The sequence below is a fragment of the Actinomyces sp. B33 genome, assembly GCF_028437565.1.
In the GTDB taxonomy this organism is placed as follows: Bacteria; Actinomycetota; Actinomycetes; order Actinomycetales; family Actinomycetaceae; genus Pauljensenia.
Window position 1 is genome coordinate 12,186 of record NZ_JAMRYR010000006.1, and the last position, 25,203, is coordinate 37,388.

A 25,203-nucleotide genomic window follows, 5' to 3' on the forward strand; every position below is an offset into this window, starting at 1 on the left:
GTCGTCGGCGTGCGGGGGGCTGGGGCGGCCACTGGTGACGCGTCCCACCGGCTTCGGGCGGGCGGGGCGCGGGGCCGGCGGGGCATCGAGCCGGGTTGGTGTGGCGAGGCGGGCGCGGGCGGGTGAGGATTGCCTTATGACGAGTTCTCAGTGGGTGTCGACGGCACGGGTGGCGACTGGTCGTCCGGCGCGTTTCGGTAAGCAGTTGACCGCGCATATGGGGCGCAAGGTCCGCGCGTCGTGGGACGAGGGGGCGTCGTCCGGTTGGGTGGAGTTCGACCGGGAGGGCGTTTCGGTGGGGCGGGTGGAGCTGTCGTGCGAGGAGGGCGCCCTAGTCATGCGGATGGAGGCGGCTGGGGAGCATGTGGGTCGTCTCGAGCAGGTGTGCGGGATTCATCTGGCCCGTTTCGGGGCGCGGGAGGGCCTGGTGGTCCGGTGGGAGCGCGAAGACGGGTCGGAGGGGACTTGTCAGGGTCCGTTGACGCCGGAGGAAGTCGCCGAGCACATGCGCGCCAAGCGGGCGGCCGCCGGGGATCCGTCATCCTCGTCCCGGTGAGCTACTGTGAGGCTTCATCCTCTGGAAAGGATCGAGGCGACGATTTTCGCGAATCCGCAAGCGCCCGCACTACGTAGGCGTTCGGCGACCAAGTAGTCATGCCCGCTCGATTCGTAATAAGCGTCATAGACGCGCGCAGCCCTCTCAACCACATCAGGACTGGACGCGTGAACGAGGAGGAAAAACTCGTCAGGAGTATAGACTTCGTAGGGTAGATCATCACCATTGAAGTCCTTGGTATTGCAGGTGACAACATAGTCGGCCTCTCCGGATCGAGCCGCCCCGCGCACATGCCCGTCCAGCGGGTCCGGGCCGTCCACATCGATCGAGTAATCACGGATCCGTCCGTCGGGGAACGTCTCTTCGATCTTCTCGCGAAGAATCGCGATTTTCCCTCCCTCCAACTGGGGATATTTTCTTCGAAGACTGTATTGGAGCTCTGCGAGAATATCATCAGTCCAAATGACCGTATAGATATCCGAACCACCATGAAGAGCGAGCAAACAGATCCAATCCCGAAGTGTCCTTGAATACCAAACATTCGTATCGACAAGAACTCTTTGCTCACGACGCATGCGCTTTTACCTGTTCAGCTGAAGTCGCCGAGATCATCGGCGACACTCATCATCTGACGGAAAGCCTCTTTTTGCTGCTCACGCCGACGCTCCTTGAAATTCAAGACCTCTTCAGCCATGAAACGCGTATGCGTCCCGACCTTATGCGAGGCGATAAGCCCTTCTTTTGCCCATTTCATCAGAGTCGGCCGAGAGACTCCGAGGATGCCCGCAGCCGTAGTCGACGTCACCTCAGCGGGCATCGATTCCAAAGAGAGCCTCCCCCCGTTGCGGACCGTCCACAGCGCGCGCAGGACCAGCCCAGTCAACTCATCAGGCAGCTCCTTGCTCTCACCGATCGACGTTTCAAGAATCAGGCGAACTCTCGTCTGTTGACCGGGCGCGATGAACTCATCAGGCAAACGCCGTGCCGCCTGGGTCTGCTCGGGGGTGATCGTCATGCTCTCACGCATCTCAATCGTCGGAACCGCCATGCGTCTTCCTCCATTCGCAGCACAACCTCGGAATCCCACACTACAATCTTTTAGTTATAACTGCAATCTCGGCAAGATACCTGGGCTCAGGCCTCCAGGTGCTCCTTGACGGCCAGGAGGGTCGCCTCCCACATGCCGACCTCGTCCTCCCAGACCTGGCGGGCCTCGGCCTCGTCGTCGCTGACCGAGGCCAGGCCGGATTCCTCGATGTGGATGACGATCCGGCCGTCCTCGTCCGACAGGGAGACCTCGACGAGGGTCGCCCGATCGTCGGGGAGCTCGTCCCCGGCCATCGGGTACCAGCGGAAGGAGACGACGTCCATCGGGTCCTCGTCGGCCTTCGCGACGAGCCACTGGCCGGCGTCGGGATCATTGACGGTGTAGACGCCGTCCTCGCCGACGCTCACCTCGTGGTCGCCGAGCGGGCCGTCGTTGATCCACCAGCCGGGTTCGCTGACGAAGGCCCAGACCTCCTCCTGGGAGGCGCTCACGCAGACCTCGGCCTGGGCGAGGTCGATGTTCTCTTCGGGGGATCGGGGCTCGGCGTCGAAGATGTCCATGCGTCCACGGTAGACGCTTCGCGGCCGTCGGCGAGGGCGAACGCCCCGGCCGCCCCGGCCGCCGCTCGCTCCCGCGACGGCATCTCATAGGACGGACGACCCGAGACCCGCGATCCGCCAAGAAAAACCCATGGATCAGTAATGTGCTCGGGGCCACAAGTCCCGGTCCGGGCCCGGCACGACCCTCTAATGTTCCCACCAGCCGCCAGCAGACGAGGCCGGCGCCTCATCGAACCGACAGGAGTGCACCATGCGCATCGGCGTGCCCGCAGAGGGGCCCGACCAGCCCCTGGTCGCCGCGACCCCCCACACGGTCGGGCTCCTCACCCGCCTCGGATACGAGGTCGTCGTCGAACACGGGGCCGGCGCATCCGCCCGCTTCCCGGACTCCTCCTACGACGAGGCCGGCGCCGCCCTCGTCGACGCCGCCGACGTGTGGGCCAGCGACATCGTCATCGCCCTCGACGCCCCCGACAACGACCTCGTCGCGACAATGCGCCCCGGCGCCGCCCTCATCGCCCGCCTCGACCCGCGCCGCGACACCGGCCTCGCCGAGCGCCTCGCCCCCCACGGGATCACCGCTTTGGCGATGGACGCCGTCCCGCGCATCTCCCGCGCCCAGGCGATGGACGTCCTGTCCAGCCAGGCGAACGTCGCCGGATACCGGGCCGTCGTCGAGGCCGCCTCGTGCTTCGGCCGCGTCTTCACCGGGCAGGTGACGGCCGCCGGGAAGATGCCGCCCGCGAGGGTCTACGTCATCGGCGCCGGAGTGGCCGGGCTGGCCGCCATCGGCACCGCGCACTCCATGGGCGCCCTCGTGTCCGCCACCGACGTGCGCCCCGAGGTCGCCGAGCAGGTCGAGTCCATGGGAGCCTCCTTCGTCGCCCTGCCGACCGCGCAGGAGGAGTCCTCCGACGGCTACGCCCGGGAGATGGACGAGGACGCCGCCGCGGCCGCCGCCCGCCTGTACGCCTCCCAGGCGGCCGCCTCCGACATCGTCATCACGACGGCGAACATCCCCGGGCGGACCGCCCCGATTCTCCTCGACGAGGCGGCCGTCGCCGCCATGGCCCCCGGATCGGTGATCGTCGACATGGCCGCCGCCAACGGCGGCAACTGCGCGCTGACCGTCCCCGGGCGGGTCATCACCACCGACAACGGGGTGACGATCGTCGGCTACGAGGATTTCGCGGCCCGCCTGCCCTCCCAGGCGTCCCAGCTCTACGGGCGCAACATCGTCAACCTCCTGACCCTCATGACCCCCGGCAAGGACGGGCAGCTCGTCATCGACCTGGACGACGAGGTCGTCCGCGGGATCGCCGTGACCGAGCGCGGCCGGGTGATGTGGCCGCCGCCGCCCGTCCAGGTGTCGGCCGCGCCCACCGCCCCCGCCGGCCCCTCCCCCGAGGAGGTCGAGGCCGCGCGCCTGGCCGACGAGGAGCGGGCCAGGCGGTCCCGGCGGCTCGTGCGCATCGGCACGGCGGCGGCCGCCGCCGCCCTGGCGGCGCTGATCCTGGCGACCCCGGCTGCGGCGACGGGCCATTACATCGTCCTGCTGCTGTCGGTGGTGCTCGGCTTCTACGTCATCTCGAACGTCACGCCGGCGCTGCACACGCCGCTGATGTCGGTGACGAACGCGATCTCGGGGATCATCCTCGTCGGCGGGATCTCCCAGATCGGGGACCCGCACCCGGTGATCGCCGGCGCGAGCTTCGCGGCGATCGTCCTGGCGTCCATCAACATCTTCGGCGGATTCGCGGTCACCCACCGCATGCTCGCCATGTTCCGGAAGTGAGGCGATGATCGTGATGCTCGTTCTGGAGTCCGCCCGGACGGCGCTGGCCGGCGCCGAATCCTCCACCGGGGGCGGGGCAGTCGTCGATTCCCTCGCCCAGCCGGTGACCCTGGCGTACCTGGCGGCGGCGGGCCTGTTCGTCCTCGCGTGCGCGGGACTGTCGAAGCACGAGACTGCGGTGCGGGGCAATATCGCGGGGGCCGCGGGGATGGCGGTGGCCTGCCTGGCTGCCATCGCGATCGCCCTGTCGTCGGATCCGGCGCACGGGCCGCTCGTCACGGGTCTGCTGATCGCCTTGGCGATCGGCGTCGGCGGGGTCGTCGGGATCGTGTGGGCGCGGCGCGTCGAGATGACGGGGATGCCGCAGCTCATCGCGATCTTCAACGGACTGGTCGGGCTGGCCGCGGTGGTGGTGGGGTACAACTCGTACCTGTCGCCGGACGCGTCGTCGGCGGCGCTGGGCGGGTTCCATTTCGGCGAGGTGTTCCTGTCGACGTTCGTCGGGGGCGTGACGTTCACGGGGTCGCTCGTGGCGGGGATGAAGCTCAACGGGACGCTCCCGGGACGGCCGATCCTGCTGCCCGGGAGGAACTGGCTGAACCTGGGGGCGCTCGTCGGATCGTTGGCGCTGGGCGCAGTGTTCACCGCCCTCGGCGATCATTCGACGTGGGCGTGGGGGTGCCTGGTCGTCATGACGCTCGTCGCCTTGGCGCTGGGGGTCCACCTGGTCGTTGCGATCGGCGGCGGCGACATGCCGGTCGTCGTGTCGATCATGAATTCGTACTCGGGGTGGGCGTCGGCGTTCACGGGGTTCCTCGTCGATAACGATCTGCTGATCATCACGGGGGCGATCGTCGGATCGTCGGGCGCGTACCTGTCGTACCTCATGTGCCGGGCGATGAACCGCTCTTTCCTCAATGTCCTCTTGGGGGGCTTCGGCACGGACGCGTCGACTGCCGCCGCAGCGGGGGGCGGGGAGCAGGGGGAGATCCGCGAGGTCGATGCGACGGGCGTGGCGGAGATGCTGTTGGATGCCAAGCGGGTGGTGATCACCCCGGGGTACGGGATGGCGGTCGCGCAGGCGCAGTACCCGGTGGCGGCCCTCGTGGAGGACCTGGTCGACCGGGGCGTGGAGGTGACGTTCGGGATCCACCCGGTGGCGGGGCGCCTGCCGGGGCACATGAACGTCCTGCTGGCGGAGGCGAAGGTGCCCTACGACATCGTCTTGGAGATGGACGAGGTCAACGACGACTTCGCCGATATCGATGTCGTGCTGGTCATCGGCGCGAACGACACGGTCAATCCGGCCGCGCAGGAACCGGGGTCGCCGATCGCGGGGATGCCGGTGCTGCGCGTGTGGGAGGCTCGCCAGGTCGTCGTGTTCAAGCGGTCGATGGCGACGGGCTACGCGGGGGTGGGCAACCCCTTGTTCTTCAAGGAGAACACGTCGATGCTGTTCGGCGACGCGAAGGACACGGTCGAGGCGATCGATCGGGCGGTGGAGACGCTGCGGGCCCGTCCCCCGGCGTGATCCGCGCCTTCGGGGCCCGGTGCCGGGGTGAGCAGCGGCCCTGTTCACCTGCGGCGCGGGCGTGCTCGTCGGGGGAATCCCCGGTCGCGGATGTCGCGCAGCCCGTGCGGGCGGTTCGGAATACGTTGGGCGCGAGGGGCGCGGTCCTGATGGTGCCGCGGTCGCCCCGGAGGTACTGCTGAGATCCATGCCCCTGATGCTCCTCGGGACCGCCTGGTTCTCGCCACCTTCGATCGGGCGCCTGTGGAGGGAAGAGGCCAGCGGCGCCCTGTGGATTCATCGCGTGCGCCTCTCCCCCCGACCCCACGCGCGCAGGCCCGTCGGCGGCCTTCGGCGGCCCAGATGTCGGCGATCATCCCCGTCCCCACGCGCGCAGGCCCGTCCTCGCCCCCCTCGCCTCCCCTCTCACCGCTGGGAACCAGCGCGCGCGTTTTCACCGGTCAGAGGGACCGGGCGCAATCCAGGCCCCCGAGTCTCCCGCACGGGCAAGACGACCGCGCGCGTCTCAGAGGCCGCGCAGATAGGAGACGATGCGCGGAGTGGTCCGTTCGATGACGGCGAGGGTATCGAGGAAGTCCTCGTGGCCGCCGTACCAGGGATCGGGCAGGTCCATGTCCCCGGGACCCGACTGGGGGTCGAAATCCCGGAACATGCGGATCCGGCGAGCGGGCCTTCCAGGCGCCCCGGGATCGCGCGACGAGCGCGTTGCAGTCCCGGGGCCGTCGTCCGAACACCCGACCGGGTCGCCTGCGTCGGCCCCAGCCCTTCCGCGCCCCTGCCCGACCGGCCCGGCCGAGAAGGCGTCGACGCCCGCGGCGACCTCGCGGCCGGCCCCCGCCGGCGCCTCGTCCGCGATCCCGGCCCTGCGGGCCAGGCGCTGCACGGCGGCGTAGTGCCGTCCGGTCATCGTCAGGATCAGATCCCACTGGCCGATTTCCGAGGCGCGGATCTGCCGGGCCCGGTGATCGGGGATCGAGTGCCCGGCCTCGCGCAGGACGCGCGCGGCCCGCGGGTCGATGGGGTTGCCGTGCTCCTCGTCGGAGACGCCCGCCGAGTCGACGCGGACGCGCCCCGAGAGCCCGGCCGCGGCGATGGCCTCGTCGAGCACCTGGTGGGCCATGGTGGATCGGCAGATGTTGCCGGTGCAGACCATGAGGACGCGCAGGGGCGCGGCACCGTCGGGGCCGTGGGTCCCCCGTCCGGCGGCGTCCGCCCTCCCCGCCTGGTGGGCCGGCGCGCTCAGCACAGGTCGAGGTAGGCGCGCACGGCTCGGGCGGAGTGCTCGGCGGCGCGTTCGCCGTCCATGTGGAACGCCTGGTCGGCTCCGGGTCCGGCGAGGTCGGAGACGGCGCGCAGGCTGATCCAGTCGACGCCGGCCGACCACGCGATCTGCGCCATGGCGCATGTTTCCATGTCGGTGGCGATGGCGTCGGGGAAGTCGGCGCGCATGGTGTCGGCGAAGGGGGGCGTGGCGAAGAAGTCGGAGGAGATCACGCGCCCGCGGCGGACGTCGTGGTCGATGCGCTCGGCGAGGGCGTCGAGGCGGGCGATGGCCGTTTCGGAGGCGGCGTAGTCGACGGGCATCCGGGGGATCTGCCCGCGTTCGTATCCGAAGGCGGTGGCGTCGGCGGCCCCGTAGATGGTGGAGATTCCTGCGGCGATGTCGCCGACGTTGATGTCTCGGGCCAGGCCGCCGGTGGTTCCGGCGGCGATGACGATGGGGGCGTCGACGAGGGCGAGGGCGCGGGCCGTGGCTGCGGCGGCGTTGGCCAGGCCGATGCCGGAGGTGACGACGAGGACGGGGTGGCCGTCGAGGTCGCCGTGGGCGAAGTGCTGCTGGTGGCGGTCGTGGAGGCCGCTGGCGCTGGTGGCGCGTCCGTCGGCGGGGGGCGTGAGGGCGTCGAGGAGGGGGCGCGCTTCCATGTCCATGGCGCATTGGATGATGGCGTCGACGCGGATGGTTTCGGGCGAGGCGTGGGTGTGGGGCATGGGCCCAGTGTACGTGGTGGGCGGGTGGGGCTCCTGGGGTCGGGGTCCGGGCGGGGTCGGGGTGGGGCAGGAGCTGGGACGGTCGGGGCGGGGCCGGAGTTGGTCGGGGCAGGGTCGGAGCAAGGCCCGTCGGCACCGGTCGGAGCCGGTCGGGCCAGAGCGAGATGGTCGGAGCAGGAGCGAGGTCGGCCGGGGCCCAGGCGAGTGGCGGCGGACGGGGATGCCGCGCGCCGAGGCCGACAGCGGGCGGAGCGGCCGACAGCGGAAGCGGACGGAGCGGCAGGCTCGGCCCGTGGGGCGCCGGTCAGTTCTGCTTGTCTCCGTCGGTGCCGGTTCCGGGGTTGCGGCGTCGGCGGATTCCTCGTCTGCCAGTGCGAGGGGCCGCGTGGCGGGGCGTATGGGCGCGGGCACTCCGACTGCTCTGGGGGAGGGCGGGCGGCGGGATCAGGAGGCCTGCGTCGGGTCGGGGCGCATCGGCTCGGGTGGCGTCGGGGGCGGGCGGGTCCGTGCGCGGATCGGTCGCGAGGGGGCCTGTCTGGGTCATGTTCGGCGCGGAGGGAGCAGCGGGATCCGATGACCCGGGGTTTTCAACGCTGCTGGGCGCGGGGAGGGGGCGGGTGGCGGCGGCTTCGAGTACCGCGGCGCGGTCGGAGTCGGCCCGGGCTTCATCGCGACGGCGTTTGCGCCCGGCGAGGAACCAGCGGATGGCCAGGACCACGGCGATGAGGACGATGACGCCGACGGCGACGAGCACCCAGATCATCCATGTCTGCAGGGGCGCGGGGGTGGCTGCTTCGGTTTCGGCTGCGGCGGCCACGGGGTCGATGGCGACGCGCTCGCCGGTGATGAGGAGGCGGTGGGAGTTGACGCCGTAGGGGGTGCAGGTGATGAGGGTGACGAGGTCGCGCCCGATGACTTTGTTGAGGGTCTCGGTCTCGTTGGGGAGGACGACGCGGATGTCGTTGACCTCGTATTTGAGGTAGCGTCCGCTGACTTGCAGGTAGAAGACGTCGCCGATGGTGAGGTCGACGAGGTTGTCGAAGAGGGTGGCGGTACCCAGTCCGGTGTGGCCGGTGAGGACGGAGTGGGTGGAGGGGCCGCCGATGGGCAGGGCGGTGCCGAAGAGGTGGCCGATGCCGTGACCGAGGACGTCGTCGGTGGTGCCGTGGTAGATCGGCAGGTCGACGTGGATTTTCGGGATGACGACTTGTCCCATGACGGGGTTGAGGTCGAGCTGGTGGAGGTACTCCTGGTATTGGGGGGTGTCGGGTCGTTGGGATTCGAGCCAGGGGTCGAGGATGGGGGATTCGGCGAGGGTGGTGTTGTAGTGGTCGGCGCTGTCGAGTTCGGCGGCGAGGGCGTCGGGGCCGACATTGGTCATTTCGGCGCTGTAGGCGTCGGCGATGCGTTGTTGTTCGGCGTTGTTGTGCTGGGTGGCGAGGACGGGGTAGAGGAGGACGAGGACGCCGAGGGTGAGCATGATCGGGGGGAGGATCGTCAGGATCCTCCATTTAAGGGGTTGGGGTTTGCGCGCGTGGGCTGTTGTCGTGGGCGCGGGGGCGGTGGTGCTCACTGGTGGCCTTCGTGGGGTGCGGGGATGCTATCAGCGTAGGCGTTGGGCTGATGGGAGGACGAGGGAGGGGCACATGGATGTGAGGATGCGGGGAGGCCGTGGCCTCCCCGCATCCATGATCGATCAGTCAGTCCGATCGGGCGAGTGCCCGGTTCAGGCTTCCTGGTCCTTGCGCCGCTTGTTCGCGTAGGCGATGGCGGCGGAGCCGCCGACGAGCAGGGCGCCTGCGGTGAGGAGGACGCCGACTCCGGCCGCACCGGTCAGCGGCAGCTTGAAGCCGCCGTTGCTCGGGACGTCCTTGACGGTAGTCATCAAGGTGTACTTGTTGTCGGAAGTGGAGTTGCTCTCGAGGATCTGGAAGGCGATCGGTCGGGGCTGGAGCTCATAACCCGCGGGGGCTTTGGTCTCCACGAGGCAATAGGCGTCCGGAGTGTCGTCAACCTTGCCGTTCGTCCAGTCGTTGTTCTTCAAGGCGTCGATGGTGATCGTACCGTCTGCGGCGGTCTTGAAGGTATTGACCTCGGTCTGCGAAGCAGTGCCATCTGCAGCGACCGCAAAGGCGGTCAACGGATCGCCGACCAACTTGTAATCACCTGTGACGAAGTTCTGGCCGTTAAGGTTGATCGCCGTGTCTTCCTGGGTGGTGCAGCGGTAGACCTGGAATTCCGCATCGGCCAGCTTCTTAGTCGAGGTGGTCGAGTCTTCTTTGGTGATTTTCACCTTGCCGTACTTGGATTCGACTTTGTCCGTCGGCGGAGTGTCCGGCGGCGGGGTGGGGTTCGTCTTGGGATCCCAGTTGTTGCTCGGCTTATTCGGCAGAACGATCGCGATATTGGGAACGACTCCGTCGCCAGCGATCGGCGAGGTGATGGTCGTCGTCAGCTTCATCGTCACCTTCTGCGAGGTACCGTCGCGACGGGCCTTGAGGATCTTCGCACGACCACTCTCAGTGAACTCGGCCGTCGCACGCTTGACCATGACGGTGCCGACCCCGTCACCATCTTGGTCGAAGGCGTTGGTGATTTCAGCAAGTGTGTAATCCTGGCCGGCAACAAGGGCAGTGCTGTCGTCGAGGGTGAGAACGACGGAATTACCCTTGAGGGTCATACGTGAATCATACTCATCGATAATCGCGTAGTAATCGAGAGTCTGGGTGCCCGGAAGATTGGGGATGTCGGACTTGAGAGTGTAGTCGATATCGTCGCCGACAGTGTAGGCATCTTCATCGTCGACAGTCTTGTCGATTTCGACCTTAGCGTTCTTAGGGTAGACGATCGGGTCGTAGTTCCACTCGTTGAGGTTCGTCGGGTGTGTCATCGGAACGGTGACGATGAACGGGTCGGAGAGAGTGTAGCCCGAAGGAGCGGAGACCTCAGTGACAACGTAGGCGCCGAGCGGCAGGTTGGTGAACTTGGCGACGCCAGTGCTGTCGTCACCGGTGGTCCTCTCAATGGCAGCGTCGGTCCCGTCGGCCTTGGCAGTAGCGACGTTACCCGCGTATCCGGCGAGCTTCTCCCAGCCGGCCTGAGTGGTCAGGTCGACAGTCGTCAGGCGCTCAATCTTGTACTTGACGCCATCGAGCAGGTTGCCGGTAACGCCCGGGTCAGCAAGGCCGTTACCAGCGGTCGTGCCGTTGGCATCGGTACGGTCATGCTTCTCGATGGTGAGGGTGCCGCGGGCGTCCTTGTCGAGGTTCACCAGCGCATTGATCTGAACGGCGGCGACTCCGTCACCCGACGGATCTGCGTCGGGAGTATTGTCCGCGAACGCCGCGACCGGCAGGGCGAAGCCTCCGGCGGCGATGGCGACGGCAGCGAGGAGGCTGACCCCTCTGCGCGTCTTGTGGGTGCTCATTCTTGTTTTTCTCCTGTGTATGGGAACTTGGGAAGTTCGTTTGCGTTGTCTCAGGGGAGTGGTCTCATGGTGAGAGCGTCGTCAGTACCTTGCGCGCACCTCCCGACGTCGTCTCATGGCGATCGTCGAGATCACCATGGCTCCTGCGGTGAGCAGCATCGCCGCCCACGCGTAGGGAGAAATCCCCGCGCCGCCCGACCTCGGCAGTACGCCGATCTGCGTGTCCTTGACGGTGATCGAGGCCATCGCCGGAGTATCACCGCCGCTCGCGTTCGTCACGGTGATCGGCGCGAGCCCGTTCTGGGCGGGGTCGATCAGGGTGATCGTCGTGAGCTTGGCGTCGTCGTCGGTCGTCCCCAGTGCGAAGTGGACGGGGCGCGGCATGAGGTTGTGACCGGCGGGGGCCTTCGTCTCGACCAGCCAGTACTCCTTGCCGAGTTCGAGGGTGGCGGTCGTGAACTCCGTCAGGGAGCCGTCGCCGTCCTGCGTGAACGCCTGGATCGGCGCGCGCCCGTCGAATTCGGCGGCCTGGGGGTTCGCGTCGTAGATCGCGAACTCGGCGCCCGACAGCGGGTAGGACCCGTCAGGGTTGGGCTCGCCGCCGTTCGGCTGGGTCCCGGTCTTCTTGACGAGGATCGTCCGAGGCCCAACGGGCGCGCAGTCGACGTTGTTATCGGTCCCGTCGGTGTCCCGTGCGGCATCCGCGGCGACCGCGTTGAACAGGCCCGACCCGGCGGTCTTCTTCCCGTCGGGGGTCGTCTCGCAGGCGAGTTTGGCCCCGTCGTACCCATTGACGGTGGTGTTCAGGGTGACGTTGAAGGAGATGAAGAACTCCTTCGACTGCCCGGGTTCGACGATGACGCCGTCGGTGAGCGTGTAGGCGCCGTTGACGGCGGACGCCTCGCTTGCGGTGGCGAGCCCTTCCTCGGTGTCGGCGATCTTGGCGGAGTTGATGGTCAGGCCCGTCGCGAATCCGGGGGTGTCCGTGAGGACGCCGGTGGATTGGGCGAGATTGCCCTCGTTCGTCGCGGTGATCTTGAAGACGACGTCGAAGGTCGGGGCGCCGGAGGTTCCGCCGTTGGAGTGGACTTCCTTCTTGACCTTGAGGTCGGGCGTGAGGTTCTGGCAGGCGTCGTCCTTGGACGAGGTCTTCCCGTTCTTCTCCAGGGAGGCGAGGTTGTAGAGGCCCCGCGGGGTGGTGCCGTCGGCCCGGGTGGAGCCGCACACGTACTCCTCCTCGGAGAACGCGGGGGAGGTGCTGGACGAATCGACCGTGAAGGTCACGGTCACGGTGAACACCCTCGTGCCGCCTCCGGTGACGACGCCGTCGGCGCCTCGCGTCCCCCCGGCGAGCGGAGGCTCTGAGCCCGCCCGGGCGAGAGTCCACTTGCCGGGCTTGCCGCCGGCGATGTCGAGGGTCACGGGGTCTGCGGCTGTTCCGTCGGCCTGTTTCTCGGAGTACGTCGCACCGGTGACGGTGGCCGTTTCGGGGAAGGTGATCTGGTCGGTCAGGTCCTCGAAGATCTTCGAGGTCGTCGTCGACGTGTTCTCGACGGTGACGGTGTAGGTCGCCGTGTAGGTGTCGCCATTGCGGACCGCCGTGCCGTCGCCGGCGTTGTCCTTCGTCACCGTGAAGGTCGGGGACTCGGGGATGCCGCCGCAGTCCTCGGACGAGCGGGTCTGCTTGTTCGAGGTGACATCGGCCTGGTTGTGAATGGTCGTCACCGTGTCGCCGGGGGTGATGGCCTGGCAGGCGTCGGCCTCGGGCGTGACGACGGCGGTACCGTTCGCATTCGCGGTGATGTTGAGGGTCACCGTGTAGGTGTGCGTCCCGTTTTCCCCGTCCTTGGGGCCGAGGAGGGTGCGCGGGTCCGTGTACTCCTTTTGCTCGCCGTTCTCGACGTAGACGTAGGTGTCCTCCGTTCCCTGCTTGAGGACGGCTCCGTCGGGCAGAACGATGTCGGGGACGACAGTGACGGGCGATCCGGAGGCGAGCCCCTGGCCGGACACGTCGATCGGTCGCCCACTGGGGCCTGTCACCGTCATCGAGGTGATGGTGTGACCGGTGGGGACGGAAGGCGTGTCCTTGAGGGCGTAACGCAGGGAGGCCTTCGTCGACGGATTCTCGACGGTGATCGTGTACCGCACGTCCCACGTCCCGTCCCAGGCGCCGTCGTCGCCGAGGTGCTGGGTCGTTTCATTGAATGTCTTGTTGACCTGCGCGATCGGGTCGACGGTGTTGATGACATCAACGGTGCCAGTCGTTCCAGGCAGAGTGAAGACCAAGTGGTTCGATGTCGGAGTATCTTCACCATCTTTTTCGACAATGACGTCTCCGGCTCGGTACACGATCTGCGAATTCCACTGGAACTTGTCGGTGTCGAGAAGGTTGATGGGCGCATCGGGGGCGCTGCCGGGAATAACCTCCTGGACGAGGCATCGTGAGCCGAGGGGAATATTGTCGATTCTTTGGGCTTCTCCTCCGGCGATGACGAAGACGTAACCGATGATCGGCTGATCATTGCCGGCCTGACAGGTATAGGCGACCTTGTAGTGGCCGTTCGGGTCGACGCCATCTGTCGCCCCTTGGATCGGATCCTTGGCCAGGTAGAGGGAGCCATAATGACGCTCGGCATCGTTCGTGATGCTCAGAGCAGCATTCGACGCGGGCGAGGCGACTCGAGACGCGCCCGAGATCTTGGCGCCGTGAGCGTCGACGGCTTCATTAGCCGTCGCTTCGACAGGGACGCCATCCATGCTCGTCGCCCACCGGTAGGAGACGTCTCCTTGGGTGGGGTTATCCGGACGGGATTCCTCTGTAGCGGTACACACCGAGCCGACGAGGATGCTTCCATCCCTCCGTCCATCGAGGTTGTAGTCCTCATCGGAGATGACGGTTGCGGCTCCGGAGCCAGAGCGCGACCATGTGCCGGTCTGGATGATCGGATCACCGGTGACGGGGGTGTACACGCATTTCCATGTCCCGCCGTAGCGGTTGGCCTCAGTCGTCGTTTCATCTGGCACCACCTTGGTGATGTCAAGATGTCCCCACTGCCGTTCGGTGGTGTTGACGACTTTCATCTTCAGCGTCTTGTTCACTGCGGTGAAGCGGTGCCAGTTTCCGGTGACAGTGGTGTAAGTCTCCGCGCCGTCGGCTCCGACCTCCGCGACTTCGTAGGTGGGTTCGCGCCACTTCCACGAGGAATCACTGAGTAAAGCGGACTCGAGGGTGTTCTCCGTGATCCGGCATCGCGAGCTCGCCGGGATTTTACGCCCATCGACGGTCTGGGTGATGGGACCAGAATCGCCTCCGCTTGCCGCCAGCGTCTGAGAACCAGAGTATTCCGCCCGGATCTCCGTGCCGTCGTCACGCCTGCCCAACACATCGGGGTCAGTGCAACGCCAGTTGATCGTCACTTCAGCGCCCAAAGCGAGGGCCGCCGGATCCGCCGGGTAGTCCTTGAGAATCCTCAGGCTGGTGTAGACACGAGCAACACTGTTCGTCACGGTGATGTTCGCCGGGACCCCCTCGGTGGTCAGCAGGGCGGCATCCCGATTGCGGTCGTAGGAGACTTGAGGTGCCGCCCACGCCCAAGAGACGTTGCGCAACCCGGTGGAGGTTCTGGTCACTGCGGTGGCCGAATCGGGAGTTTCCGGAGTGGCGTTGACTGCCGTCTCCTCAGCGGTGCAGGACGTACCCAGTGGAAGACGTTCTTGTTCCTGTCCGGTAAGAGCGTTCGTGAGGATCGCTTTCCCAGTACCGGCGACAGTCCACGTGCCTCGGGCGTTCTCCGCGCCGTTGTAGGAGCACACGTAGGTGCCCGAGAATTCGGTGCCTTCCGACACCATGCCTTGCTGTCCGGACTCTCCTGCGAGCACCTTGGTCAGTTCGACACTGGCGTAGACGCGCTCGACATTGTTGGTCACCGTGATCGTCAGATCCTTGGAATTCTGAGGAACGGTGAAGGTGTCCTTCTTCTCGCCTCTCATTTCCAGGGCTTGTCCGTCGGAAGTCACGGAGAACACAGGGTCGAGCCACCGGTAGGAGGAGTCGACGAGGTCACTTGCTTGGAGGCTGCCCTCGCTCAGAACGCATTCCCATCCGACGGGAATAGGACGACTGAAGGAGGCGTTGGCCTGGTCGATCTTCACAGCGATCGAACGATTCTCTGAACCGGTGCCTTGTGGGGCACGACAGGAGGCGTTGATCGTGAAGAGCTGTTCAGGGTCTTTCAGTCCGTCGATAGGGCCGGTGAAGACCTTCGTGATCGCGGCTCGGACATCGGAGTGGAGAACCTCGTTGGCCACGTCCATCCGAGCCGTCTTGTCCGCGACGACGGTTGCCGGAGTGACCACGGCCGTTGCACCGGCCTTGCCCCAGGTGTAGGAGGGGTCGGAGGCGTTCGGCGGCTCCGTCAGCCTGTCCTCGGTGGCTGTGCACGAGGCGTCGAGCAGCAGGCTGCTGTTCGTTGTGGACAGGTCTACGCGCTCTCCGTTGACGAGCACGTTTTCTCCTTGAGCGTCGACCTGCCAGACCTCGGCGTCGCCGGGACCGGTGACCTGCCACCGCCCGTAGACGGTGTCGTCGCCCTCGTGGGTGCATTGGAAGCGGCCGGTGTAGGTGATATTCCGGCCCTGACGGGCTGAGGCGTCGGTATAGGTGAGTCCGTCAACAGTGATGACGGCGTCCTGCCCGGTGATCCTCTTGGTCAGATCAATGGTGCCGTATGCGCGGGTAATGGTGTTGGTGACGCGCAGTTCGGCGGGGCTGTCTCCGCGTGTCGCGATGACCCGGGTGGTGATGTCCCCGTCTTGGCTGGTGATCGCACGAGTGGTGTAGTCGCCCCACGCGTATGAGGCGTCGATCAGGCCTCCGGTCGGAGTAGTCTCGGTGACGGTGCATCGCTGGCCGACGGGGACGTTGGTCGCCTCGGCGACGGCGGTTTCCGGAGTGGATCCTTTCGGGACGGTTACGGTCAACGGGCCGGAATATCCGGCGACGGAGGGATCATCAGAGGCGCACGTGAGTTGGAAGGTGAAGGTCTGGTCGACGTCACCGTTCTTGCCCGTGTATCCCTGCGTCTCGCCCGTGATCTCCTTGGAGACTCGGACGGTGACAAGTTTGTTATTGAGGGCGTTCGTAGCGTTGATGACGAGCTTCTGGCCGTCTCCGGGGACGATGAACGAGTACCAGTCCTCCCGGCCGGTCAGGGGCGTGAGCGCACCCCCACTGGCGGTGAAAATCGGCTTCTCCCAGATCCACGGGTCTTTCAGGCCGTCTTGCTCTCCGAGCTTCTCGTGGATCTCACAGTAGGTGCCGGCGGCGAGTGTGGTTCCGGTGAGGTCTGCTGCTGGTGCACCGGCATTGATGGAGCGAGTGCCCGTGGCGACCTGCTCCTGCTTGGTGGCGTCAGTCCAGCAGGTGTACTCGAAGGGGAACTCCTGATCCTCTGTGTACTGGACGCCGGCGGTGCCTCCCTTGACGGACTTGGAGATGAGGACATTGGCCTCAGTCCTGTCGACGTGGTTGGTGACGATGACTGTCTGGTTGAGAGGCTGTCCCGAGGCGAAGGAGATATTGCCGGGGTCGTAGGTGACGGCGCCCCAGATGAGGTGCCCGTCGTGTGCAGCAGGGACGGCGGTGATGGTGTTTTCCCCCACCGTGCACCAGCTGCCGGCGTAGAGATCGATAATACCGTCCGTATCGGGACCGACAGTGTTGAGTCCCTGGGTATCGGAGGCGATGGTGATGGAGACGTTGCCGGCGTCCGCTGTGGTCCCGTCGCGCCTCTGGCTCCACGTGCCCGTGATGTCCTGGTCTTTGCCCAGCCTGCAGAAGAAGGTGCCGGCGTAGGTGTGCTCATCGATAGTCTCGCCCTGGGGCAGACTGAGCATCTTCTTGATGCTCAGGTGGGCTTTCTTGCGCTCGTAGGTGTTGGTGAAGGTCACGCGCGGGTAGGGATGCTCGGTGTCGGCCGATGCGGCGTGAGCGATCACAGTAGCGGATGAGCCGGTACCCGTCTTGCCATTGTTCTCGACACCGTGGGAGATGTCCCAGGTAACTTTCGTCCACGCGAACGTGGAGTCGGTCAGATGCGTCGAGGTACCCAGGAGGTCCTCTTCGGTGACGGTGCATACTGTGCCGGCGGGGACCATGCGGTCCGTGGAACGCCACGCCTGGCCGTTCCCGATGGTGACGGTCTGCGTGTAGGGCTTGTCCTCTCCGCGGGCGGGGGCGTCGCAGGAGACGGTGAAGGTGAACTTCTCGTTCGCGCTCAAGCCCCCTCCGGACACGGAGGTGACGTTCTTCGCGACGGCGATGGCTCCGTAGGCGCGCTTCGTGTAGTTGTCGACGATGAGTTTGAGTGGGGTCGTGCCGACGTTGAATACTCCGTCGGACAGGGCATCGTTCTCATGCCCTGGTCCTCGGTCGATGCGATAGCTGGTCTCTTCCGGCGACCAGTCGTAATCCGGCGCGAGACGGTTCTCGTTGAAGTTGTTCTCTGTTTCCGTCTCCTCGTGGAGTCGACAGTCGGCGCCTCGGGGAAGGTCGACGGTCCAGGTCCCGTCATCAGGGATGGAGTAGACATGCTGCTCTTCATCGCAGGTGACGGTGACATTGAACTGATCCGCCGTGGTGCCGATGTAGCCGGCGGCGACACCCTGTTCGCCGTTGGGTCCCCAAACATGTTTCGTCAGGCTGACGGGAACTCGGGCGATGGTGTACTTATTCGTCACCGTGACCGTCTCATCACCCGAGCCGTCGACCACGACGGTCTGCCTATCGGTGGATGTTGTCCACTCGTAGTAAGGGGCTTTGAAATCACCAGTCCGCTTGGTTAGTTGATCGGCGTTCTCCCAGACAGAGCATTCGGCCCCCCTAGACACGGGAACTGTGCGAGAAGCGCCATTGGCCAGTTCAACCTTCCCCTCAGCGGTATTGCCATCCAGCCTGCACGAGTAGTTAATGGCGAAAGTTCGATCGGAAGCACCGGTGTATCCGGGGGCGACACCGTCCTCGGGCCGAACCTGTTTGGTGATCGTCAGGTCAGCAGTCTCGTGAAGGATCTTGTTCGTGACGGTCAGAGTCGGCACAGTATTCGTGTCCGTCGTGACCGGGGGCGAAGCAACGGGCTCTGCCCACGAGTAGGACGAATCCTTGAGATTACCAGTCGGTTTCTGCTCACTGACTGAGCACCGGATTCCAACCGGAAGGCCGTCGATCCGTCGCGAGGCACCGGGGGCGAGCCAAACGGTTCCCCTCTGCTGTTTCCCGTTGAAGTATCCGCAGTCGTAGGTCAGGGGGAAAGTATTCGCTAGCATACTCGCGGCATATCCCCGATCAGGATCGTCAAGGATCTTGGTGAGGGTGATCGACGCCGTCTTGTACTCGTTGACGAACGTGCAGGTGACATCTGCTCCATCGGCAAGGGTGATTTCGTCACCGCTACGAACGGCGACAGGCCGGCCTGTGTTGTTGTCCCTACATGACAACTCGATTCGCCGGAATCCTGCGACCCCGTCCGGGTTCTCGATCTCGGTGAGACCGTAAGTACCGGATGGAACGCTGACACGAGTCACCGCAGTTCTTCCATGCAACCCCGTCACAGCCGTGGCCGAGGTCACCTGGTCGACTCCCCTGGCCGATAGCGTCCACTGCCCCGCCGTGACCCCTGCGGGGACATTTCCCCTCAGTTCCTTTTGAAGGGTGAGTGTGGATTTCGCGGTGTAGTGATTGTGGAATGTGCAGGTGATCGGCACAGCTTTGGCGTCTTCGGCGACTCCCACGTTCTCGAAACTCACCCCTCGCGATGTGTGCGTGACCGCCACATCGTCGCCCTTCCCATTGACGCAGGAGACGTTCGTGAGGTCCCATCCCGATCGGGTCCCACCATTAGATGAAGGAGTCGGGATGTTCTCGGAGATCGTGAAGTCGCCGCGTCCGACGAGGAAGGCCCGATAATCGACCGGATTGGTCGTCCTCGTCCCGTTCCGAGAGTCATGAAGGTCGGTTTCGCCGAGCCGACTCGGCTTCAGGGTGTTGTTGAAGGATCCATCCGCGACGAAACCGGACACTGTGCTGGGCGGAGTCAGGCGAGTGATGATCGTCGAATCAGGAGTCCCTCCGGACACGGAGTCGGCACCGGCTTGGGCGTCGGTGGAGAAGGAGAACTCCGGAATCGTCACCCCACTCGAATTCGCATCGGCGGTCACCTTTTTGGCGATCGTGACGTAGCGCTCCTGATTGAAAGAACCGTAGAGGCACCCGTATGTAGTCGACGATTCTTTGGTGATGAACGTGTTGACCTGCTTGGCTCCTGCAGGGGGCTCCGAGGGGCAGTTGTCTGCGGTGCCGTTGTTGTAGAAGCCCCACAGGACCAGGCGGTAAGGAATGCCGTCGGGAGATAGGACGAGTTTCGTGGAGATCGTCCTATTGATCGTCAAGATGTCATCGGAACTGGGAGTCTGGTTCGCATTTCCAGCCTTCCCGGAGTAATTCTGATTAGAATAAAGGTCGTAATCGCCCGTCCCCTGAGTCAGCTTGAAACACCGGCGTATTCCTTCTGCGGTAGAGGCAGTGGAATAGTAAGGACCATTCCAGTATTGCCCTTCCCACGGGCAGCGCTGATAACTATTTTCCAATGAGTAGTTCCCTCTGCCGGAGGGATTCACAATAGCCCGAGTAACAGTATTATTCTCAGTCTCCCTCTGATCGAACGGGAAGGAGTCCTGCACACCATTGATTTTAAGGTCGATCGAGGAATGGATGTACCCATAATTAGTATTAATCGGGAAGTTATTATGCCGAATAGTACCGACGAGGAAGGTGGTATTCGCCTTGACCGTTCCAGGATTGTTCGGACGAAACCCCAGGGCAGAGGTGTTCGACGCTTGAATATAATCAGAAGCTCTTCCGCCGGAGGGGATACCCCGGGAGACGTACGACCAGTAACCAGCATTCCCCTGCACCGCAGTCACCCATTGTGGGGCATCCTGACTGCTAGATTCCTGCGAATCAACGGGATTTCCCCACCGGTCGACATCATATGACGAGTTGCCACGAATTCGCCCGTAACGCAGATAGTCGCGCAAGGCTTCATTCGGCACTCGATCAGTGGGTCGATTATTGATCGCTGCCGAACCCATTGCCCCCTCGACACCAGTAAAGGTGAGCGTCGCTTTCCCAGGAGGCTCCGGCGCCGCCTGGGCAGTAGGGGGCATCGTGTAGACCGCGCCGACGACCATACCGGCGGTCAGGGCGAGAGTCGTCGCAACCGCCGCGAGCCGTTGCCCAAGAAACCGCCGAGGCTTCGACGGCGCACGATGCTGCATCACACACTCCACTGCTGAGACATCTCATGCGCAAGGCAACACCACCACCGGCGCAGACGGGACCTCCTCAGAGTGACAGATTTACACAGTAATAACAACTAAACCGCTGAGATTTTCTTCACCTTGTTCAAAGTTTCCCCGAGATCTCGCCGAAGACACGCCTTTGATGAAAACACCACTGTTTCCACCAGGCCGCGCACGGATCCCCGCCGCGCACTCGACCGGCCGCCCTAGGCCCCTTCAATGCCCAAGAATCCAACCAATCGTCAGCGACACGTCCCTCCGCGTCCGAGCCGCGTGACCACCTTCGCCATCGCCTTACCGAACGGTATCGGCGTCTTGGATTTCACTGAACACTCGGGATCAACTAGGCCCTCACCACGTGCGCGCAGCATCCGCACCGCCCTTTCGACACCCCCTCTCCCTCCCTGTATTTACCGAGGTCATAACCCATACGCCGATACAACGCGATGACGACGCCCCAGAGCCCCCGCTCCGCACACCCGTGCAGACAGCCTGCTCGGCGCGGCAGTGGCGTCCTGGCGGACGACTCAGCTCCACGCACCCGTGCAGACAGCGTGTGCTTCACACTCTTCATCGTGTCGAACCTTCCCGCTCCACACTCCCATGCAGACAGCTGTAGACAGCCAGGACGGTCGACAGCGGGGTGACGTGGGAATCCGAACGTCGCACACCCGTGCAGACAGGGACCAGGAATGAGGAGCGGCCGTAATGGACGGCCGGCACTCCACACACCCGTGCAGTCAACTGGAGACGTCCGGCAGTAGTACGCGGCCCACGACCGAGCTCCACCCGCACTTGTCGACAGCTCGCTAACGGGCATGTTGATGGTGATCGGCGAGCCAAGCTCCACCCGCACCTGTCGACAGCCGAACTCCAAACCGCCACGCCCCCGACACCGCGCCCGCCGCTCGGGCACAATATCCCCATGGATCCGCACCCCGTGGCCCTCGACCACGCGACCCCCAACCGCTACGACGCCGGACGCCCCACCCCCGCCGCCCTCGTCTCCGGCGAAGTGCCCGCCACGGACGCCCCCCACCCCCTCTCCGTCTTCGACATGTTCCGCATCGGTATCGGCCCCTCCTCATCCCACACGGTCGGCCCCATGCGCGCCGGCCTCGCCTTCACCGCCGAACTCGCCGCCCTCCCCCAACCCGACCGCCTCACCATCGACCTCTACGGGTCCCTCGGCGCCACCGGACGAGGGCACTCCACCGACCGAGCCGTCCTCCTCGGCCTCGCCGGACACGACCCCGAAACCGTCAGCATCACCACCGTCGAAAACATCCTCCCAACCCTCGTCGAAACCGGGAGCCTCACCCTCCCCTCGGGAGCCCGCCCCCGCCTCGACCTCGCCGCCGATATCCGCTTCCTCCCAGCCCAGATCCTCCCCTACCACGTCAACGCCCTGACCATCACCGCCTGGGAAGCCCCCCACGACGCCGTCGATAGAACGACCCCCATCGAGACCCCCGCCGTCCCGCCCCGTCCCGTTGCCCCAGAACCCACCGTCACCAACGCCGAACCCGACTCACCCCAGCAGCACACACCCCCGCGAACCGAACACGATCCGGCGATCATCCTCCAACGCACCTACTACTCCGTCGGCGGCGGCTTCGTCATGGTCCAAACCAACGACGACCCCGACCACCCCGAAGTCGCCTCCCTCGCCACCGGCCACACCGGCGTCGGCATCGACGTCCCCGCCCCCCACCCCTTCTCCTCCGCCCGCCAGCTCCTCGCCGCCTGCGACACCTCCGGACTGAGCATCGCCGACCTCGTCCGCGCCAACGAAGAAGCCGTCCGCCCCCGTCCCACCCTCGACCACTACCTCGACCGCATCGCCGACACCATGTTCGACTGCGTCGACGCCGGAACCAGCGCCCAGGGCATCCTCCCCGGCGGCCTCGACGTGCCGCGCCGCGCCAAAGCCCTCGCCGCCAAGCTCGCCGACCGGGCCTCCAACGCCCCCGAACGCCCCGCGCCAGCGGACCACCCATCCGACCGATCCGCACCGGCCGCCACCGGTCCGCGCTGGGCCTCCACCCCCGACGACCCGATGCGCGCCATGGACTGGGTCAACCTCTTCGCCCTGGCCGTCAACGAGGAGAACGCCGCCGGCCACCGCATCGTCACCGCCCCCACCAACGGCGCCGCCGGAGTCATCCCCGCCGTCCTGGGATACCTCGTCTCGTACTGCCCCGAAGCAGGATCCGCCTGCGCCCACGGCCCCTGCCTCGACAACGCCGGAGCCGCTCCCCTCGCGCGCCTGCGCGTCTCCTCCGACCGTTCTCTGTGCACCAGCGTGCATCTCGACGCGATTTCCACCGCTTCCAGCCCCGAAAGCACGTCGAAAAGCACGCTGGTGCACACCCCGGAGGACGCCCACACCACGCGCCGGCGCGCCGTCCACCAATTCCTCCTCGCCGCCACCGCCATCGGCGGCCTCATCAAGACCAACGCCTCCATCGCCGGCGCCGAAGTCGGATGCCAGGGGGAAGTCGGATCGGCCTCAGCCATGGCCGCAGCCGGACTCGCCCAAGCCCTCGGAGGAACCCCCGAGCAGGTCGAGAACGCCGCCGAGATCGCCATGGAGCACTCCCTCGGATTGACGTGCGACCCCGTGGCCGGACTCGTCCAGATCCCCTGCATCGAGCGCAACGCCATCGCCGCCGTCAAGGCCATCAACGCCGCGCGCATGGCCCTGTGGGGCGACGGGCGCCACACGGTCTCCCTCGACGTCGTCATCGAGACGATGCGCCAGACCGGCAACGACATGCTCTCCAAGTACAAGGAGACCTCCGAGGGCGGCCTGGCCGTCAACGTCGTCGAATGCTGAAACGCGGGGGGCGCGGGGCTCCACCGAGCCCCGCGCCCCCCAGCGGCATCACCGCTCAGTCGACGCCGTCAGCCGGCGCCGACCGGTGACGGGTCGCGTACGCCTCCGACTCCAACTCGGTGCCCGACGGCGCAGACGCCGGCGTCGCCGCCTCCAAGTTCGTGCCCCGAGCCTTCGAGATCCACTTCATCACGTGGTAGATCAGCAGGGCCGAGGCCGTGCCCAGGGCGATCCCCTCGAAGGTCAGGCCGAAAGGCGACCACGTGAAGTTGGCGATCGCCACGACCAGGGAGACCGCCGCCGTGTTGAGGTTGACCGGGTTCGAGAAGTCCACGCGGTTCTGCACCCAGATCCTCACGCCGAGCATCCCGATCATCCCGTACAGGACCGTCCCCGCGCCGCCCAGGACGCCCGCCGGGATCGTCGCGATGATCGCGCCGAACTTGGGCATCAGGGACAGGGCGAACGCGACGACGGCCGCGACCACGTAGGCCGCCGTCGAGTAGACGCGCGTCGCCGCCATGACGCCGATGTTCTCGGCGTACGTCGTCGTGCCCGAGCCGCCACCCGCGCCCGCCAGCGCGGTCGCCAGGCCGTCGGCCAGCAGGGCGCGCCCGGTGACGTCGTCGAGGTTCTCGCCGGTCATCGCCGACACCGACTTGACGTGACCGACGTTCTCCGCGACCAGGACGAACACCACGGGGATGAACAGGCCCAGGGTCGACGGGTCGAAAGCGGGGGTGTGGAACTGCGGCAGGCCGAACCAGGCGGCCTCGGAGATCGCCGAGAAATCGACCTGGCCGCCCTGGACGACGGCCGCCACATAGCCGATGAGGACGCCGAAGAGGATCGACAGGCGCCCGATGATCCCCTTGAACAGGACGGTGATCAGGCAGATCGAGGCGATCGTGATGACGGCGGTCAGCGGCGCCGTCTTGACGTTGTTCCACGCCGCGGGCGCCAGGTTCAAACCGATGAGGGCGACGATGGCCCCGGTGACGACCGGGGGCATCAGGGCGTCGATCCACCGCACCCCGGCGAAATGGACGATCAGGCCGATGACGGCCAGCGTCACACCGGTGGCGATGATGCCGCCCTGCGCGTAGTTCATCCCGAGCTGGCCGTTGACCGCGACGATCGGCGCGATGAGCGCGAACGACGAGCCCAGGTAGGACGGCAGGCGCCCGGCCGTCACGAGGAAGAAGAGGAGGGTGCCGATCGCGCTGAAGAACAGCGTCGTCGAGGGCGGGAACCCCGTCAGGAGGGGAACGAGGAAGGTCGCACCGAACATCGCGACGACGTGCTGGGCGCCGATCCCGATGGTGCGAGGCCAGGAGAGTCTCTCCCCGGCGGCCACGACCTCTCCGGGGGAAATGGTGGTGCCGTCTCCGTGCAACTTCCAGCGGAACAATCCGGGGGTTTTCTCGCTCATGAGTGAGCACTCCGATCAGGTCGATGGGCGTGGGCCGTTGAACCGGTCGGAATCCCAGGCTAGCCCCCCGTTCCTTTCGCTTTTGAGAGAAATCGTCTTTTTGTGACCGGATTCCCTCTCCCTCTCCTCTCATCCGGCCCTCCCGGCATCGGCCGAGCGCATGTCCATAAGCCGCCGACGTGTGCGACACTGGCCGCGATGAGCGAACCCACCCCCCGAAGCGCCGACCCGGGGCGCGCGACCGCCGGCCCCGCCGCGGCCTCGTCGTCCCCTCACGAACCCGTCCGGGCCCCGTCGTCGCCTCCCGGCGACCGCTTCGCCCACGGGGCCGGCGCCCGCTCGGCCGACGCCCCCGCCCCCGCCGGGCCCTCGACGTTCCCCGGGACCGACGAGGTCGATCCCGCCGTCGTCTTCGCCGGCCCGGGCTACACCTCCCCCGGCCCCGTGACGAACACGGTCGGCACGATCGGCCTGTGGCTCAGCCTGATCGCGATCCTCCTAGCGCCCATCGCCGTGATCTCCCTGATCCTCGGGCTCATCGGCTGGATGCGCGCGATGTCCCTGCCCGGCCGCGTCGGCCGACACGACGCGATCGCCGCCACCGTCGTCTCCCTCGTCATCGGCGGGCTCTGGTCGGCTCTGATCGCCTACCTCATCTTGTCCTGACCC

General features: G+C 66.0%; 14 protein-coding genes. 5 read left to right on the plus strand and 9 right to left on the minus strand.

Annotated features, from left to right (window positions below):
- The first annotated feature begins 136 nt into the window (after positions 1-136).
- The gene (locus tag M3T53_RS09300) at positions 137-556 is read left to right on the plus strand and encodes a DUF2218 domain-containing protein (protein ID WP_272434253.1); all 420 of its coding nucleotides are present in this window, start codon (positions 137-139) and stop codon (positions 554-556) included.
- Positions 557-570: 14 nt separating this feature from the next.
- On the opposite strand, the gene M3T53_RS09305 is transcribed toward M3T53_RS09300, so the two are convergent.
- The 3 genes from M3T53_RS09305 to M3T53_RS09315 form a co-directional block, all read right to left on the minus strand.
- Complete coding sequence (locus M3T53_RS09305; RefSeq protein ID WP_272434254.1) at positions 571-1,131, minus strand: PIN domain-containing protein; 561 nt, start codon at positions 1,129-1,131, stop codon at positions 571-573.
- A 14-nt stretch (positions 1,132-1,145) separates the two neighbouring features.
- Positions 1,146-1,604 (minus strand): helix-turn-helix domain-containing protein, encoded by a 459-nt coding sequence (locus M3T53_RS09310; protein WP_272434255.1) that lies wholly within the window; start codon positions 1,602-1,604, stop codon positions 1,146-1,148.
- An 86-nt stretch (positions 1,605-1,690) separates the two neighbouring features.
- Positions 1,691-2,164, minus strand: coding sequence for a toxin (locus tag M3T53_RS09315; RefSeq protein WP_272434256.1), 474 nt, complete (start codon positions 2,162-2,164; stop codon positions 1,691-1,693).
- A gap of 250 nt (positions 2,165-2,414) precedes the next feature.
- Between M3T53_RS09315 and M3T53_RS09320 the strand changes: the two genes are divergently transcribed.
- Both M3T53_RS09320 and M3T53_RS09325 read left to right on the plus strand, forming a co-directional pair.
- Positions 2,415-3,959, plus strand: a complete 1,545-nt coding sequence (locus M3T53_RS09320) for a Re/Si-specific NAD(P)(+) transhydrogenase subunit alpha (RefSeq protein WP_272434257.1) — start codon at positions 2,415-2,417, stop codon at positions 3,957-3,959.
- Between the two features lie 13 nt (positions 3,960-3,972).
- Positions 3,973-5,490: an NAD(P)(+) transhydrogenase (Re/Si-specific) subunit beta gene (locus M3T53_RS09325; protein WP_272434341.1), complete on the plus strand. Its 1,518-nt coding sequence runs from the start codon at positions 3,973-3,975 to the stop codon at positions 5,488-5,490.
- Positions 5,491-5,995: 505 nt separating this feature from the next.
- Here the strand turns inward: M3T53_RS09325 and M3T53_RS09890 are convergent.
- The 5 genes from M3T53_RS09890 to M3T53_RS09355 form a co-directional block, all read right to left on the minus strand.
- On the minus strand, positions 5,996-6,736 hold the full coding sequence (locus M3T53_RS09890) for a low molecular weight protein-tyrosine-phosphatase (RefSeq protein ID WP_442866950.1): 741 nt from the start codon (positions 6,734-6,736) through the stop codon (positions 5,996-5,998).
- Positions 6,730-7,479, minus strand: a complete 750-nt coding sequence (mtnN, locus tag M3T53_RS09340; RefSeq protein WP_272434258.1) for a 5'-methylthioadenosine/S-adenosylhomocysteine nucleosidase — start codon at positions 7,477-7,479, stop codon at positions 6,730-6,732. The genes M3T53_RS09890 and mtnN overlap by 7 nt, the downstream gene beginning before the upstream one ends.
- Before the next feature lie 304 nt (positions 7,480-7,783).
- Positions 7,784-9,052 carry a class C sortase gene (locus M3T53_RS09345; protein WP_272434259.1) on the minus strand — a complete coding sequence of 423 codons (1,269 nt, stop codon included), beginning with the start codon at positions 9,050-9,052 and terminating at the stop codon, positions 7,784-7,786.
- Positions 9,053-9,205: 153 nt separating this feature from the next.
- Positions 9,206-10,906 (minus strand): SpaH/EbpB family LPXTG-anchored major pilin, encoded by a 1,701-nt coding sequence (locus M3T53_RS09350; protein WP_272434260.1) that lies wholly within the window; start codon positions 10,904-10,906, stop codon positions 9,206-9,208.
- Between the two features lie 81 nt (positions 10,907-10,987).
- Positions 10,988-19,351, minus strand: coding sequence for a DUF5979 domain-containing protein (locus M3T53_RS09355; protein ID WP_272434261.1), 8,364 nt, complete (start codon positions 19,349-19,351; stop codon positions 10,988-10,990).
- A gap of 1,837 nt (positions 19,352-21,188) precedes the next feature.
- On the opposite strand from M3T53_RS09355, the gene M3T53_RS09360 reads away from it, so the two are divergent.
- Positions 21,189-23,102 carry an L-serine ammonia-lyase, iron-sulfur-dependent, subunit alpha gene (locus M3T53_RS09360; protein WP_272434262.1) on the plus strand — a complete coding sequence of 638 codons (1,914 nt, stop codon included), beginning with the start codon at positions 21,189-21,191 and terminating at the stop codon, positions 23,100-23,102.
- A gap of 55 nt (positions 23,103-23,157) precedes the next feature.
- On the opposite strand, the gene M3T53_RS09365 is transcribed toward M3T53_RS09360, so the two are convergent.
- Positions 23,158-24,534 carry a uracil-xanthine permease family protein gene (locus M3T53_RS09365; protein ID WP_272434263.1) on the minus strand — a complete coding sequence of 459 codons (1,377 nt, stop codon included), beginning with the start codon at positions 24,532-24,534 and terminating at the stop codon, positions 23,158-23,160.
- A gap of 198 nt (positions 24,535-24,732) precedes the next feature.
- Here M3T53_RS09365 and M3T53_RS09370 point away from each other — a divergent pair, with 198 nt between their 5' ends.
- Entirely contained in the window at positions 24,733-25,200 is a 468-nt protein-coding gene (locus M3T53_RS09370; protein ID WP_272434264.1) for a hypothetical protein, read from the plus strand.
- The last annotated feature ends 3 nt before the right edge of the window (positions 25,201-25,203 follow it).

Bases quoted from the DNA above. Each gene is read 5' to 3' on its own strand.
- M3T53_RS09300 (WP_272434253.1), top strand. From the start codon at position 137: ATGACGAGTTCTCAGTGGGTGTCGACGGCACGGGTGGCGACTGGTCGT.
- M3T53_RS09305 (WP_272434254.1), bottom strand. From the start codon at position 1,131: ATGCGTCGTGAGCAAAGAGTTCTTGTCGATACGAATGTTTGGTATTCA.
- M3T53_RS09310 (WP_272434255.1), bottom strand. From the start codon at position 1,604: ATGGCGGTTCCGACGATTGAGATGCGTGAGAGCATGACGATCACCCCC.
- M3T53_RS09315 (WP_272434256.1), bottom strand. From the start codon at position 2,164: ATGGACATCTTCGACGCCGAGCCCCGATCCCCCGAAGAGAACATCGAC.
- M3T53_RS09320 (WP_272434257.1), top strand. From the start codon at position 2,415: ATGCGCATCGGCGTGCCCGCAGAGGGGCCCGACCAGCCCCTGGTCGCC.
- M3T53_RS09325 (WP_272434341.1), top strand. From the start codon at position 3,973: ATGCTCGTTCTGGAGTCCGCCCGGACGGCGCTGGCCGGCGCCGAATCC.
- mtnN (WP_272434258.1), bottom strand. From the start codon at position 7,479: ATGCCCCACACCCACGCCTCGCCCGAAACCATCCGCGTCGACGCCATC.
- M3T53_RS09350 (WP_272434260.1), bottom strand. From the start codon at position 10,906: ATGAGCACCCACAAGACGCGCAGAGGGGTCAGCCTCCTCGCTGCCGTC.
- M3T53_RS09360 (WP_272434262.1), top strand. From the start codon at position 21,189: ATGGATCCGCACCCCGTGGCCCTCGACCACGCGACCCCCAACCGCTAC.
- M3T53_RS09365 (WP_272434263.1), bottom strand. From the start codon at position 24,534: ATGAGCGAGAAAACCCCCGGATTGTTCCGCTGGAAGTTGCACGGAGAC.
- M3T53_RS09370 (WP_272434264.1), top strand. From the start codon at position 24,733: ATGAGCGAACCCACCCCCCGAAGCGCCGACCCGGGGCGCGCGACCGCC.